Source organism: Neorhizobium sp. USDA 3394, assembly GCF_056280385.1.
In genome coordinates this window covers 1,522,658-1,535,868 of record NZ_JBWCDU010000001.1, presented here as the reverse complement: position 1 = coordinate 1,535,868, position 13,211 = coordinate 1,522,658, and the positions used below count along the sequence as shown (strand labels likewise).

The following is a 13,211-nucleotide window of genomic DNA, read 5'->3' as shown; positions in this document are numbered from 1 at the left end:
CTTTTGATTGAGGTGCGGCTTATTCCGCCGCACCCTCGTCCGTCGGGTCAGCTTCCGGGGCGGCTGCGCCCAGATCACCGGTCTCGCTGGTGATTTCCTCCGGCAGGCCGTTGCCGTTTTCCTCTTCGCCTTCCGGCTCGCTGATACGCTCGACCGAGACAACCTTTTCGTCCTTGGCAGTCGAGAAGATCGTGACGCCCTTCGTGGCGCGGCTGGCGATGCGGATGCCGTTGACCGGCACGCGGATCAGCACGCCGCCGTCGGAGACGAGCATGATCTGGTCGTTGTCCTCGATCGGGAAGGCGGCGACGAGTTCGCCGATCTCCGCTGTCTTGGACGTATCGGTGGCGCGGATGCCCTTGCCGCCGCGGCCCGAGGTGCGGAAGTCGTAGGAAGACGACCGCTTGCCGAAGCCCTTTTCGGAAACCGTCAGCACGAACTGCTCGCGGGCCTTAAGTTCCTCGTAACGGTCGTCGGAGAGCTGTCCCTCCTCGGTGACTTCCTCACCTACAAGAGCGATATCCTCCTCGTCGACGCCGGCGGCGCGACGTTCGGCCGCCGAACGCTTGAGATAGGCCGCGCGCTCCCAGGGCTCTGCGTCCACATGGCCGACAATGGTCATGGAGATGATCCGGTCGCTGTCGCCGAGCGTGATTCCGCGTACGCCGATCGAATTGCGGCCGGCAAAGACGCGCACGTCACCGACGGGGAAGCGAATGCACTGGCCGAGCGCGGTGGTCAGCAGCACGTCGTCCTGATCGGTGCAGGTCTCGACGGAGAGGATTTCGTCGCCCTCTTCCTCCAGCTTCATCGCGATCTTGCCGTTGCGGTTGACCTGGACGAAGTCCGACAGCTTGTTGCGGCGAACGGTGCCGCGGGTCGTCGAGAACATCACGTCCAGGTTTTCCCAGGTCGTTTCGTCCTCGGGCAGCGGCATGATCGTGGTGATGCGTTCGCCCGGCTCCAGCGGCAGCATGTTGATCAGCGCCTTGCCGCGGGACTGCGGCGTGCCGATCGGCAGGCGCCAGACCTTTTCCTTATAGACGATGCCGCGCGAGGAGAAGAACAGAACCGGCGTGTGGGTGTTGGCCACGAACAGGCGCGTGACGAAATCCTCGTCGCGCGTCGCCATGCCGGAACGGCCCTTGCCGCCGCGACGCTGGGCGCGATAGGTGCCGAGCGTGACGCGCTTGATGTAACCGAGATGCGAAACGGTGACGACCATGTCCTCGCGGGCGATGAGATCCTCATCGTCCATTTCCAGGCCGGCATCGAGAATCTGCGTGCGGCGCGGCGTGCCGAATTCGTCGCGCACGGCAGCGAGCTCTTCCTTGACGATCGTCTGGATGCGCAGGCGCGACGACAGGATGTCGAGATAGTCGCTGATTTCGGCGCCGATCTTGTTGAGTTCGTCGCCGATTTCGTCACGGCCAAGTGCCGTCAGGCGGGCGAGACGGAGCTCGAGGATGGCGCGCGCCTGTTCCTCGGAGAGATTGTAGGTGCCGTCTTCATTGATCCTGTGGCGCGGATCGTCGATAAGGCGGATCAGCGCATCGACGTCCTGAGCCGGCCAACGACGGGTCATCAACTGCTCGCGCGCCGTCTGCGGATCCGGCGCGCGGCGGATCAGGAGAATGATCTCGTCGATATTGGCGACCGCGATCGCCAGGCCCACCAGGACGTGGGCGCGTTCGCGAGCCTTGCGCAGCAGGTATTTCGTGCGCCGGCTAACCACTTCCTCGCGGAAGGACACGAAGGCGCGCAGCATGTCGAGCAGCGCGAGCTGTTCCGGCTTGCCGCCGTTCAGCGCCACCATGTTGCAGCCGAAGGAGGTCTGCAGCGGTGTGTAGCGATAGAGCTGGTTAAGGATCACGTCGGCATTGGCATCGCGCTTCAGCTCGACGACGACCCGGTAGCCCTGGCGGTCGGATTCGTCGCGCAGGTCGGAAATACCCTCGATACGCTTTTCGCGCACCAGTTCGCCGATCTTCTCGACCATGGTCGCCTTGTTCACCTGGAAGGGAACTTCGGTGATGATGATCTGCTCGCGATCGCCACGCATCGGCTCGATTGCCGCGACGCCGCGCATGATGACCGAGCCGCGACCGGTCTCGTAGGCGGAACGGATACCGGCCCGCCCGAGGATCAATGCGCCTGTCGGAAAGTCCGGACCGGGAATGATCTCCATCATTTCCGGCAGTTCGATCGCCGGGTTGTCGATCAGGGCGATGCAGCCGTTAATCACTTCCACCAGATTGTGCGGCGGGATGTTGGTCGCCATGCCGACGGCGATGCCGCCTGCGCCGTTGACCAGAAGGTTCGGGAATTTCGCCGGCACCACGACAGGCTCGGACAGCGTGCCGTCGTAGTTGTCGCGGAAATCGACCGTTTCCTTGTCGAGGTCGTCGAGCAGCGCATGTGCCGCTTTCTCGAGGCGGCACTCGGTGTAACGCTCGGCCGCCGGCGGGTCGCCGTCGATCGAACCGAAATTGCCCTGACCATCGATCAGCGGCAGGCGGAGCGACCAGTCCTGCGCCATGCGCGCCAGCGCGTCATAGATCGCCGAGTTGCCGTGGGGATGGAATTTACCCATCACGTCCCCGGTGACACGGGCGCATTTGACGTATTTCTTGTTCCAGTCGATGCCGAGTTCCGACATGCCGTAGAGGATTCGCCGGTGGACCGGCTTCAATCCGTCGCGGACGTCAGGAAGGGCGCGGCTGACGATGACGCTCATGGCGTAATCGAGGTACGACCGCTGCATCTCTTCCATGATGGAAATGGGTTCGATGCCTGGAGGCAGCTTTCCGCCGCCGGGTGTGCTTTGCTCAGTCAAATCGGATCACGATCTCTGTTCGGAATCAGTTTCTTTTTTATAGCGGAAAGCGGTTCCGAGCGCCAATTTCCACAATGGTTTTGAACAGCTTTTGCGGCTTTAACACGGCTTTTGAACGAGGTCGAAACATGCCGCGACGCTTATGGGGTGGGCTTTCTTTCGCTGCCGGCCTGTCCTAACAATCTTCGCATGCGACTGCAAGGATTGCAGCCTGACAGGGAGACGATATGGCGACCCCCGATATGCTGGTCAATGCCCTGACCACGATGCTCGTGACACTCGATCCGCCGGGGCTCGCGCCGGTCTTTCTGGGCCTGACCGTCGGCATGACCGCCGTCCAGCGCCGCCAGGTCGCCTTCCGCGGATCGCTGATCGCCTTCGGCATCCTCGCCGTCTTCGCCCTGTTCGGTTCGAGCGTGCTCGGGATGCTCGGGATATCGATCGGTGCCTTCCGTATTGCCGGCGGCCTGCTGCTCTTCTGGATCTCCTTCGAAATGGTGTTCGAAAAACGCCAGGAGCGGAAGGAGAAGACATCCCAGGCCGCGATCACTATCGACCACATCCACAATATCGCGGTGTTTCCGCTGGCGCTGCCGCTGATTGCCGGACCGGGCGCGATCTCGGCCACCGTCCTGCTTTCCGGCACCCTGCCCGGCGTCCTCGACCGCGCGCTTTTCATCGGCGTCATCGCGCTGATCATGCTGCTCGTCTACGCAACGCTTCTGGTCGCCGAACGGCTCGACCGTTTTCTCGGCGTCACCGGAAGGGCGATCCTCACCCGCCTGCTAGGCGTGATCCTCGCGGCGCTCTCCGTTCAGTTCGTGGTCGACGGGGTGCGCTCGGCCTTCAATCTCTAAGGCTCGCGGTCTTCGGGTGAGATCCAGCCTTGGGCAAGACCGCACGACAGAGTGGAATTTTCTGCTAAAACGCGATTCATCTCACCTCAATCGAAGGTCTTCATGATGCGCCGCCTGTTGCGCCGGCTCCTGCCGGAAGCCACTCCCGTCAGCCCCAGGGAAAGACTGCGCGCAGCACTTGGCGCGCTCTTGGGGATACTGGTGACGGGGTTGCTGGGAAGTCTGGCTTTGAAGGCGGATGCTACGCTTCCGGCGCTGGTCGCCCCCATGGGAGCTTCGGCCGTATTGCTGTTTGCAGTGCCTTCCAGCCCGCTTGCCCAGCCCTGGTCGATCCTTGGCGGCAATATCGTCGCCGCCCTTGTCGGGGTGACTGCCGCGCTTTCGATACCCGACCCCTTCCTGGCCTCTGCGGTGGCAATCGGCGTTGCCATCGCCGCGATGATGACCCTTCGATGCCTGCATCCCCCGAGCGGGGCGATCGCCCTGACCGCGGTCTTGGGCGGACCGGTTATCCACGAACTCGGATATGGTTTCGTGATCTGGCCTGTCGCCGGCAATTCGCTGGCCCTGCTGCTGCTCGCGCTCGCCTTCAACAATCTGACGGGCCGCCGATACCCGCACGCGGCCAAGCCGACGGCAGCCGATCACCGCACGACCGATCCGGCCTCGATCCAGCGCATCGGCTTTACCTCCGCCGACCTCGACGATGTCCTGAAAGAATACGACGAGTTCCTGGATATCGACCGCGACGACCTCGAAACGATCCTGCGGCGGACGGAACTGCGCTCCTATCGCCGGCGCGCCGGCCATCTCGATTGCGCCAGCATCATGTCACGCGATGTGGTGGCGGTGGCACCCGACAATTCGCTCAAGGAGGCACACGACCTGATGCGTGCCCACCATTTCAAGGCGTTGCCGGTCACCAACGACAGGGCGGAAGTGGTTGGCATCGTCACCCAGACCGATTTCCTCGACAAGGCGAACTGGACGAGAGGCAGGCCGAGGATCGGATTTGCACAGCGCCTGCGCCTCGTCCTGTCGGGTGCCAGCGCGCCGAACGACACGGTCAAGGACATCATGACAGCGCCGGTCAAAACGGTTCGCCCGAACACGCCGATCGCAGACGCGATTGTCATCTTCGCCGAAGAGGGCCTGCACTACCTGCCGGTAACCCGGGAGAACAACAAACTGGTCGGCATTCTATCGCAATCGGACGTCCTGGTCGCGATGCTCGCCGACAAGGCGGCCGCCTGATCGACAATTCAGGCAGCTGCCGTTTTATAAATAGATGCCGGGCGACCGATCAGAACGGTAATAGGGAATGAAACTGTAAACTGAGAGAGAGAATAGCAGCAATATCAGGTTCCTACAGGAATAGTCATCACGTCGTTCCGCTAAAATGTAAATATATGATCGGATTCCAGGCCAAAAACGCGCCTGTAGTTTACAAAACGGCTGAGACCGGGCGTGAGGCTGTGCATACAGCCTATTCCTGACCTGCGCCCTGCTACTTGGTAGGGTTGAAGTAGAGGGGCACGATCAAATGCCGGACCTGGAAGTCCCGTCCCGTGTTGATGTGGGTATGGACCGATCGCCGGAACAGTCCTTGTGTTATGGCGCCGTCGAACCTGACATCCTTCCGTGCGACAGCGAGCCTTGACTGGTATTCTGAAAGGACGAGATCCGCCCTAGCCCCGAAGCAGTAGATAATCAACTCCCCGGCATCCTGACCCGCAAGGCCTGTGCTATATCTACGGTCGAGCTGCTCGAACCCTGCTAGCAGCCAGTCGTAGTCCTTGTGCTTCTTTGCCTCGGCGATCCAAAGGAAATCGTCTCGGGCCTCGACGACGATATCGCAGTGGCCGCCGTACTGCGTGTCGTGCGCGGCCTGGAAGCCCATCGCCTTCATCGACGTGACGATCTCGACAGTCAGGGTGTCCTCGCCCATCGTCTGCCGGACATGACTTGTCTTCACGAACTCCTGAGCCACCCAATCCACTGCCCGCTCGACCAGTGTCAGGCGCTGTTCATGTGCAGTCGCCATTATCATGTCGAGCATTATCTGAGCAGGTGTCGAGTGGCTTAGCGAGGCCTTGATGAACGCGATAGAATCCTTGAGATCAGGCATCTGTAAGCTCACGTTGCAGCTCTTCGGTCGGCGCGAAGAACGGTATGACACGGGATTCGAAATCTCGAACTAACGCTCCGGTTTCCGGATGTCTCAGCACGCCGGTCCGTCGCGCCTCCGTGAAGTCCTCGAGCGACAGCTCATACTCGGCATCGTCCTCGTCGACGAGCATGGCATGCACCTTCAACACCGGGGTCCTGGATCCAGTCAGCAGGTTCACAGCAGCAAGGACATCCGTGTCGATAGCTTCCCTGCCCGCCGCCTCGGAGAGCGTCGTGAAGGTGAGGAACTGAAGTTGATCGAGCGGCCTGGATGCTAGGAAGTCGATGATATCAAGGCACACCGAGCCAACCGGGAGTTGGCCCCAGTTACTTCGATATACCTCCCTGATCTCCTCAAGACTCACGTCCGGCTCAATCGCCACAACGGTGTCGTAGAGACCGTAGTGCCTCAAGCCTTCATGGCTCTCGATACCCGTGTAGCGTAGCGAAGCATCTTCATATCGGCGGAACGCGAAGACGGCTTCGTTCATCCGCTCGGTATTGAACACCTTCAATCTCACTAGGAGGTGGAAATCGGCGACGGTCAAACCAGTCACAGTCCGGAAAAGGTCCGGTTCGATCTTGGTGATAACATCCTGAAGTGTGTTTTCGCGGAAGTCCGTGAGATACATGAAGGCCGGGATCCGGGTGGCGAATTTTATGAGCTTTTCCTGCACGAGCTTACGTTTGGATTTATATTCCTTTTCCTCGTCGCTTAGCTCTTTCTTCTCTTTTGCGGTAAGCTCGCCTTCCTTCGCCTTGTTCCTGAGCTCCTTGACCCTGTCGCTCTTGTTGATGATCGTTTCGATTATGTTGTCGCCAAGCGCCCGCCAGCCCTCGATACGCTCGACGGCTGCCATCGCATCGGGATCATTGAGAACGCGGGCGAGTGTAGCGTTGTCCACGTTCACCAGCAGCGCCGATTCCCACTTGCGGGCAAGCAACGTCGCCGAAGTTCCTGCCATCGCAATGTCCAGAATGCCGCCAGCGTCGATCTGCGTCATGTTCGCGCCGTCATAGGCCAGCACTGGCAGGAATGAGACAAGCTCCCGCACCGCATTTTCCGGATTCGGTTCGCCAGGAGAAAGGCCGATGCCATATTCCGACAACTGCCGCAGCGCGCGTGTCGGCGCGAAGTCGAACACGAAGCAAACGGGCTTGAGGATTTCTTCCTCATTCGGGTTATCGCCGTTGGGATTCTTGATCGACCAGGGAGATTGTACCCGGAACGCCGCCTGAAAATAAGTCTCCGGGGACTTCAAATTGCGCAGCATTAGGATCGAGGACCACTGCGCCACCGTTACGCCGGTGGTCAACTTGCCGCAGGAAAGTGTGATGGTCTTCGTGTCGAAACCGCTGCCGACGGCCCGCCGGACGGGCGGCAAGGCTTCGAGTCCGATCCCAGCGGATGTTCCCGCCGCGACGATCACCCTGTAATCGTGCCAGAAGGCATTCTGCCGCTCCGCCAGCAGGTTCGCCATCGCGTGGCAGGCGGCGACGTTGGGCAGAAACCAGAATGAATGTTGCAGGTAGGGAAGCAGCCGCACGTCCGAATACGGGAATGGCGGCCGCGTGCCAGATTTCAGGCTCTCCACCGCTTGGGACGCATGACCGCCGCGGATGATATCGAGCCATTTCTGCACATCTGTTTTATGCTTGAATGTCGCCGTCTGACCTGGGCCGGTGGCGGAAAAGAACGCGTTGAGGTCAAATTCATCGAACTCCCCGGCGCTGGCGATTGCAAGCAACTCGTCGGGCATCTGGTAGGTTAAAAGCCGCATTTGCGGGAGCGCGCCATAGGGGTTGCGCTTTCCCGGATTCTTCTCAGCAAAGTCGGCCTTAGCGCGCTGTTCATTCGTGTAGGTCCAGTTGAATATCTGTTCCTCAATAAACTCGCCTGTCGCCAGCGCCTTGAAGGGCGTGCCAGAGAGATAGAGATAGGCGCGCGTAGTGATAGGCAGGAATTCGACCTCACTCTCCGAAAGCACGCCGAGGTCTTCGTTCACCTCATCCAGAGCAGAGGCGTATTCGAGACCGGTTTCCTGTTTAGCGACCGCCGCATCCTCGCCCTCAAACAACTCCCTGGCGGTGTCGCGCCACGCGCCGAAATGGTATTCATCGAACGCCACAATGTCCCAATCGATCGTGTGAATCCATTCATTCCGCGGCTTGATGTTACCCGCCTTGTCGCGTCCGAGAAGGTCCTGGAATGAGCCGAAATAAACCAGCGGCGTCGCTGCCGGTACTGCGCGCGGGTCACCAGCCGCGTTCCGTGACATGTATTGCCAACCGTCGAAATCGGCATGCGATTCGAGGTCGGTCTGCCAAGCATCCTCGACGGCAGGCTTGAAGGTTAGCACCAGCACCCTCTTTACACCGAGTTTCTTGGCAAGCTGGTAGGTGGTGAATGTCTTGCCGAAACGCATCTTCGCGTTCCAGAGGAAGCGCGGAACGGCGTCCGCGTCCTGCTGCCAGCGGGATTGATAGTAGGCATAGGTCTGTTCCACCGCCGCCTTCTGTTCATCGCGCGGCGGAAAGGTTTCGTGGTGCGTCCCTGTGAATTGCTGACCCGCCCGTAGTTCGGTCAGCACGGTTTTCACATCTGCGACAGTGCACCGAACCCACTCCAGCATCGGGTTGTGGAAACCCTTGCGCTTGAGCGCCTGTCGTATGGCATGATCGGAGATGATGCCGCCATCGTCGCGCTCGGCGGCTTCATCGAGTTCGATGGTATAGTTGGCGATCGCGGCGGTCTTGAGTTGTTCGGCTACGCGCTGCCTAACGTCGCGTGTGGTCTGGCCGACCTTGAGCAATCCAGCGTGCGCCGCGTCGGCGATGGCATAAGCATAGATGCGCGGACGCGCGTCCGGTTTGGGAGTAAGGATTTCTTCAATGGTAGGCTTATTCATCGCCCGAGCCCATCGGACGGATCATCTGTGCGATGAAGGCGATCTCATTATCGGTGATGCCATATCTCTCGTAAAGGGCGGCGTCGGTCCATTTCAGGTTCCATTGTTGGACGGGAACCCAGCGATACATTCCCCGGAAAACGTGCTGCGCTGGCTTGCGGAGCGAGATAAGGAACCTCGCCAGTCTCGTTCGCAGATAGGACTCAACGCTCTCCGCTTCATCCTTTGACATCAAAGGACCGGCGACAAGATAAGTTTGGGTGCATACAGATCCCGGTTCGCCGATGATTGATGGGCCTAGAACAATGTCCACGCCGCTTCTCTCGCGCTCACGGCCTGAACCAGCGACAGGGAGAAACAATTTCCAAACGTCAATCAACTGAGTGTTTTTGGTGATCGCCTCGCGCTCCATCGCCCCATGGACCCGTTTCGTCGCGATGTTAGCGTACAATTTTACCTGCTTATCGTTTGGGATCGTATCCCGAATGTAGCTCGTGAAATTCGTAGCCAATCCGAAAGGCGTATCTCCGCTGACAAGTTCCTCGAAGGGCCGCTCCCCGGCCGCCAGCACCTTGTGCAGGATATCGACGGCTCGCTTGTCACGAACAAATACATCGAACTCGTCCAATTCTCGTGGATGCGGCCCAATCGTCATGCCATTTCGATGATAGGTGCTTTCACACGGCCCAGGATTGTCACGGTTCCATAGGAAGTAGCAAATGCCGCCACCGATGCCGACAGTAGGGAAAGCATCCTTCGCGTTTTCGTAGTCGACAAGGGTGCGGATACGTTGGTCGCCGAGAAACTCGGCGCGGAACTCGCCGAGTCCACGACCGCCGGCCATCCAACGGGAAGGTATAACCATGCAAAGGTACTTCGGCTCCAAATTCACGGCCTGCTGAACAAACATCTGGTAGATGGGGGAGTCATTGCTTCCGCCGCCGCCACCCGTCATTTGATACGGCGGGTTCCCGATGATAACGTCGAATTGCATTTTACCTCCAAAAACCTCGCCGATGCGGCCTTTGATGTCATCGGTGTGAATGAACGCGTAGGCGTGAGTCTCAAATCCATCTCCGCGATCAAGGGCCTCCTTACTGGCCCCACAAAACACGCACCGGCCGTTATCCCAGCTATGCTCGGTGCGCTCGAACCAGATATTGCCCTCATCGCAGGTAAAACTTTTGGCGACCGAATGTCCGCCGTTGGCGTGTTTGGAGCAATAGAGGCTGCGCCGCGCGAGCAAGCTGGTTAACATCGTGATGCCGATGCCGAATACCTGCCTGGTCAGGATATGATCAACCCTCGTTTGCAGTTCGGGGATTTCCTCCGCCAGCCCAACGATCAGCCGCGTGGCGATTTCCCGCAGGAACACGCCGGACTTAGTGAACGGGTCAAGGAAGCGAATCGAACTATCGGCCCATATATTCGCGCCACCGTTGTTCGCCGCCCATGCCTCGGCTAACGTGTCGAGCATCTGCTTGGCGAACTCTGGCGGAGTGAACACTTCGTCGTTGGAAAGGTTGGCGATGCAGGTCAGGACATCGGGGTTGCGCCCCCGCAGCGTAAACCCTGCCTGTTCGGTCATGCGGCTTCCCCCGAACTATCTCCGCCCGCCAGATCGCGCACTGTCGAGGGAGGATATACTCTGGCTGGCGTGAATATTTCGTGCTTGCCGAGATGAGCAAACAACGAGTCTTCAGCGCTGAAACTTGCCATACCTGTCAGTACATCAAGCCGGAAATCCCGTCGCTGGAACTTGCCCTTGCCGAGATAGCCCCACTCCACCACGCGGATCGGTGCGCCTTCCGTATCGCGCATGGTCATGGCGTCGCCATGAACGAGATTGTGCGACAAGACGAAGGAGGCTGCGTGGTAGAGCTCGTCCGCCTCGTCCAGCTTCAGGTAGTCGGCGAACACTTCCAGCATATTCGCGCGGCATTCAGCGATGTTGTCTGCCAAAAGCTCAATCCCGTAGGCGCACATCAACGCAAGCAGGGCATAGTGACGCTTCTCGAATTCGGACTTGCCGAACTTTAGCTCCACAGCGGCGAGTTTGCGTTGCAGGATGGGAACGAGAAAATTACCGCTGCCGCAGGCGGGTTCCAGAAAGCGAGAGTCGATGCGCTCGGTCTCGCCCTTGACGAGATCGAGCATAGTTTCAACCAGCCAGGGCGGCGTGAACACCTCTCCATGATCGGCAACGCGCTTTCTGGACTTGATAAGACTCATTACGATATCCCCAATAGAGGCATCCTTGTAGAAAAATTATCGGCTCGCGGCTATCGATTACGCGGCCTACCTCTACCACATCGTGGAAATATCTGCGGAGCAACTCCGGGCGCCACGTCTGCATCATGTGGGCGGCGTTAGTGGATACCTTTCTCCGACTGACGTACAGGGTTTACTTGAACTCCCGCATCATCTCGCCTGCAGTTGGGATTTCCGGTGTCGCCGACGCTCCGACGCCGAGCAGCCACAGGAGGTTGCCCGACCTCTTCCTAAGACGTCACACAAAGTCGTCGAGCGCGACCAGAGCGTACGGATCTTTGTTGTCCATCCGTGCATATTAGTAACCGCTGTTCCGTCCCCACGTTGTCGTCGCCGCGCTGATCTGTGATCGCATAGGCCCATAGCGGTGAACCGAAAGAAAACGCGCTCTTCGCCGGTCATGACACGGGAGCGGAGAATTGGGCGACCATCGCATCGCTCGTCGAGACCTGTAAGCTCAACGCCGTCGATCCATTTGGCTATCTGACCAGCACACTAACCGCCCTCGTTAACGGCCAAAAGCAGAGCCAAATCGCGCATCTCCTGCCTTGGAATTACCACGTGGGCTAGACGGTCGGGCCGAAGTTGTTATCCGGTGGCGAGGCAAAGCTTGCCTCCGTTTTACTTTTTTCCAGAGTGAGTCCGAGACAATGCGAAGCGTAGGAACCTCTTGAATGATATGTTGCTCTGGCGAGTTGAGCCGAGACACCCGGCGTTCGCTTACTGGGTTCTTTCTGTATATGAGCCTGTTGAACACCAGGCGACCGATGTACATCTGATTATTCAGAATTCCGCTACCTCTTCGCCGATGTCCCCGGATCGCCGTTCCTCTCCAAGCCAGCCCGCGAGGGCCAGGTATACCCTGCCCATTGAGGATTTCTGCAATGGCGTCGGGACTTAGGCCCTTCACGTATTGCTCGAATATCCACACGATCACAGCCGCCTCGGCAGCAATGATCTCCCTCAGGCCACGGATCGGTTCGCCGTCCGCTCCAATCATCTTTTTGATCGAGTAGCCGTAGCAAATGCCGCCGGGAACTCGGCCCGTCTTCGCTACGGTCTTCATGCCTTCCCTCGTTCGATATCGAACCTGCTCCAGCATCTCGCTATTCAGGACCGCCCTCAGGCCAAGTTCCATGGCTGACACCTGAGAGCCGCCATGCACGGTCCAAAGTTCGATGTCATGGAACTGGAGCAGCTTCAACACTTTAGCGCTGTGTTCCAGGTCTCGCGAGAGCCGGTCAAGCGTAAGGCAGAGTAGGACATCGTAGGCTCCCTCTCGCGCACCTGTCAGCGCAGCCTGAAGGCCTGGCCGTGTTTCGAAACTAGCGCCGCTAATGCCAGCATCAACATATGTCCCGCTCAGCTTCCAACCGCGCTCCACAACAAACGAAGTCCCCAGATCAAGCTGGGTTTCTATCGAAGCTGGATTTTGTTGATCTGTTGAATACCGCGCGTAAATGACCACTCTCTTGCACATCTTGGCCTCCCGATAACAATGGAAGGCCAAGGTATCACGACGCAGATGTGCTGGGGTGTTATCGACCTCTGCGGTCTTCAAAAAGTTGGGGCAAGGTGTGAACGGGGCTGCGCTTACGCATATTATCAACCAACTTGCGTACGTAGGCCATCAGATAGGACGCCGGTCGGGTCGAACGATGTCAACTATCAACTACACGACGGCGGCGGCATCCTGTTTCGACGCAGCCTGCGTCATGACTGTGGACCAATTCGCGCCTGGAGCTTGAAGAAGAACGGGACTCAGTGTCTTCTGCAGACAACTTTCAGGAGAATTCATGTCGGGGAACTCTTTTCAGCAACGGGTCTGGCAATGGGTCGTTGCATGCTTCCCGCCCCATTCCCATGCCGATGCACGGGAGCGGACCCACCGCTTTCTTGAGGAAGCAGTGGAGCTTGCGCAGGCGAACGGATGCTCCAGGCAGGATGCGCAGGATCTCGTCGACTACGTCTACAGCCGGGCGCCGGGAGACCGCGCGCAGGAGACCGGCGGCGTACTCGTGACGCTCGCCGCGCTCTGCAACGCGAACGGCGTAGACATGCAGGAGGCAGGAGAGCGCGAGCTGGATCGGAACTGGGCCAGGATCGACAGGATCCGAGCGAAGCAGGCCGCCAAGCCACATGGTTCAGCACTGCCGCAATGAAGTTTCA

Annotated in this window: 9 protein-coding genes and 1 pseudogene; 4 read left to right on the top strand and 6 right to left on the bottom strand. The window is 59.2% G+C overall.

Going from position 1 to position 13,211, the window contains the following annotated elements; all coding sequences use genetic code 11:
- Positions 1 to 19: 19 nt before the first annotated feature.
- On the bottom strand, positions 20 to 2,836 hold the full coding sequence (gene gyrA / locus ACZ9EJ_RS07185; RefSeq protein ID WP_046642375.1) for a DNA gyrase subunit A: 2,817 nt from the start codon (positions 2,834 to 2,836) through the stop codon (positions 20 to 22).
- Positions 2,837 to 3,063: 227 nt separating this feature from the next.
- Between gyrA and ACZ9EJ_RS07180 the strand changes: the two genes are divergently transcribed.
- Both ACZ9EJ_RS07180 and ACZ9EJ_RS07175 read left to right on the top strand, forming a co-directional pair.
- On the top strand, positions 3,064 to 3,693 hold the full coding sequence (locus tag ACZ9EJ_RS07180; protein ID WP_046642374.1) for a MarC family protein: 630 nt from the start codon (positions 3,064 to 3,066) through the stop codon (positions 3,691 to 3,693).
- A gap of 105 nt (positions 3,694 to 3,798) precedes the next feature.
- Positions 3,799 to 4,947, top strand: coding sequence for an HPP family protein (locus ACZ9EJ_RS07175; protein ID WP_046642388.1), 1,149 nt, complete (start codon positions 3,799 to 3,801; stop codon positions 4,945 to 4,947).
- Positions 4,948 to 5,200: 253 nt separating this feature from the next.
- Here ACZ9EJ_RS07175 and ACZ9EJ_RS07170 read toward each other — a convergent pair whose 3' ends face one another.
- Genes ACZ9EJ_RS07170 through ACZ9EJ_RS07155 form a run of 4 tightly spaced genes read right to left on the bottom strand, consistent with a single transcriptional unit; the run spans position 5,201 to position 11,003 of the window.
- On the bottom strand, positions 5,201 to 5,821 hold the full coding sequence (locus ACZ9EJ_RS07170; RefSeq protein ID WP_046642373.1) for a hypothetical protein: 621 nt from the start codon (positions 5,819 to 5,821) through the stop codon (positions 5,201 to 5,203).
- Positions 5,814 to 8,771: a restriction endonuclease gene (locus tag ACZ9EJ_RS07165; protein WP_476098889.1), complete on the bottom strand. Its 2,958-nt coding sequence runs from the start codon at positions 8,769 to 8,771 to the stop codon at positions 5,814 to 5,816. Before ACZ9EJ_RS07165 ends, ACZ9EJ_RS07170 begins: the two co-directional genes overlap by 8 nt.
- The gene (locus ACZ9EJ_RS07160) at positions 8,764 to 10,359 is read right to left on the bottom strand and encodes an Eco57I restriction-modification methylase domain-containing protein (RefSeq protein WP_476098887.1); all 1,596 of its coding nucleotides are present in this window, start codon (positions 10,357 to 10,359) and stop codon (positions 8,764 to 8,766) included. The genes ACZ9EJ_RS07165 and ACZ9EJ_RS07160 overlap by 8 nt, the downstream gene beginning before the upstream one ends.
- Positions 10,356 to 11,003 carry a DNA methyltransferase gene (locus ACZ9EJ_RS07155; protein WP_046639279.1) on the bottom strand — a complete coding sequence of 216 codons (648 nt, stop codon included), beginning with the start codon at positions 11,001 to 11,003 and terminating at the stop codon, positions 10,356 to 10,358. Before ACZ9EJ_RS07155 ends, ACZ9EJ_RS07160 begins: the two co-directional genes overlap by 4 nt.
- 394 nt (positions 11,004 to 11,397) lie before the next feature.
- Here ACZ9EJ_RS07155 and ACZ9EJ_RS07150 point away from each other — a divergent pair.
- Positions 11,398 to 11,612, top strand: a pseudogene (locus tag ACZ9EJ_RS07150) (transposase domain-containing protein); the annotation flags it as partial.
- Here the strand turns inward: ACZ9EJ_RS07150 and ACZ9EJ_RS07145 are convergent.
- Positions 11,551 to 12,522, bottom strand: a complete 972-nt coding sequence (locus tag ACZ9EJ_RS07145) for a recombinase family protein (protein WP_080955664.1) — start codon at positions 12,520 to 12,522, stop codon at positions 11,551 to 11,553. The pseudogene ACZ9EJ_RS07150 and the gene ACZ9EJ_RS07145 overlap by 62 nt on opposite strands.
- A gap of 316 nt (positions 12,523 to 12,838) precedes the next feature.
- Here ACZ9EJ_RS07145 and ACZ9EJ_RS07140 point away from each other — a divergent pair, with 316 nt between their 5' ends.
- On the top strand, positions 12,839 to 13,204 hold the full coding sequence (locus ACZ9EJ_RS07140) for a hypothetical protein (protein WP_046639278.1): 366 nt from the start codon (positions 12,839 to 12,841) through the stop codon (positions 13,202 to 13,204).
- Positions 13,205 to 13,211 lie beyond the last annotated feature (7 nt).

Coding starts and splice junctions, on each gene's coding strand:
- ACZ9EJ_RS07180 (WP_046642374.1), top strand. CDS start 3,064: ATGGCGACCCCCGATATGCTGGTCAATGCCCTGACCACGATGCTCGTG.
- ACZ9EJ_RS07175 (WP_046642388.1), top strand. CDS start 3,799: ATGCGCCGCCTGTTGCGCCGGCTCCTGCCGGAAGCCACTCCCGTCAGC.
- ACZ9EJ_RS07170 (WP_046642373.1), bottom strand. CDS start 5,821: ATGCCTGATCTCAAGGATTCTATCGCGTTCATCAAGGCCTCGCTAAGC.
- ACZ9EJ_RS07165 (WP_476098889.1), bottom strand. CDS start 8,771: ATGAATAAGCCTACCATTGAAGAAATCCTTACTCCCAAACCGGACGCG.
- ACZ9EJ_RS07160 (WP_476098887.1), bottom strand. CDS start 10,359: ATGACCGAACAGGCAGGGTTTACGCTGCGGGGGCGCAACCCCGATGTC.
- ACZ9EJ_RS07155 (WP_046639279.1), bottom strand. CDS start 11,003: ATGAGTCTTATCAAGTCCAGAAAGCGCGTTGCCGATCATGGAGAGGTG.
- ACZ9EJ_RS07145 (WP_080955664.1), bottom strand. CDS start 12,522: ATGTGCAAGAGAGTGGTCATTTACGCGCGGTATTCAACAGATCAACAA.
- ACZ9EJ_RS07140 (WP_046639278.1), top strand. CDS start 12,839: ATGTCGGGGAACTCTTTTCAGCAACGGGTCTGGCAATGGGTCGTTGCA.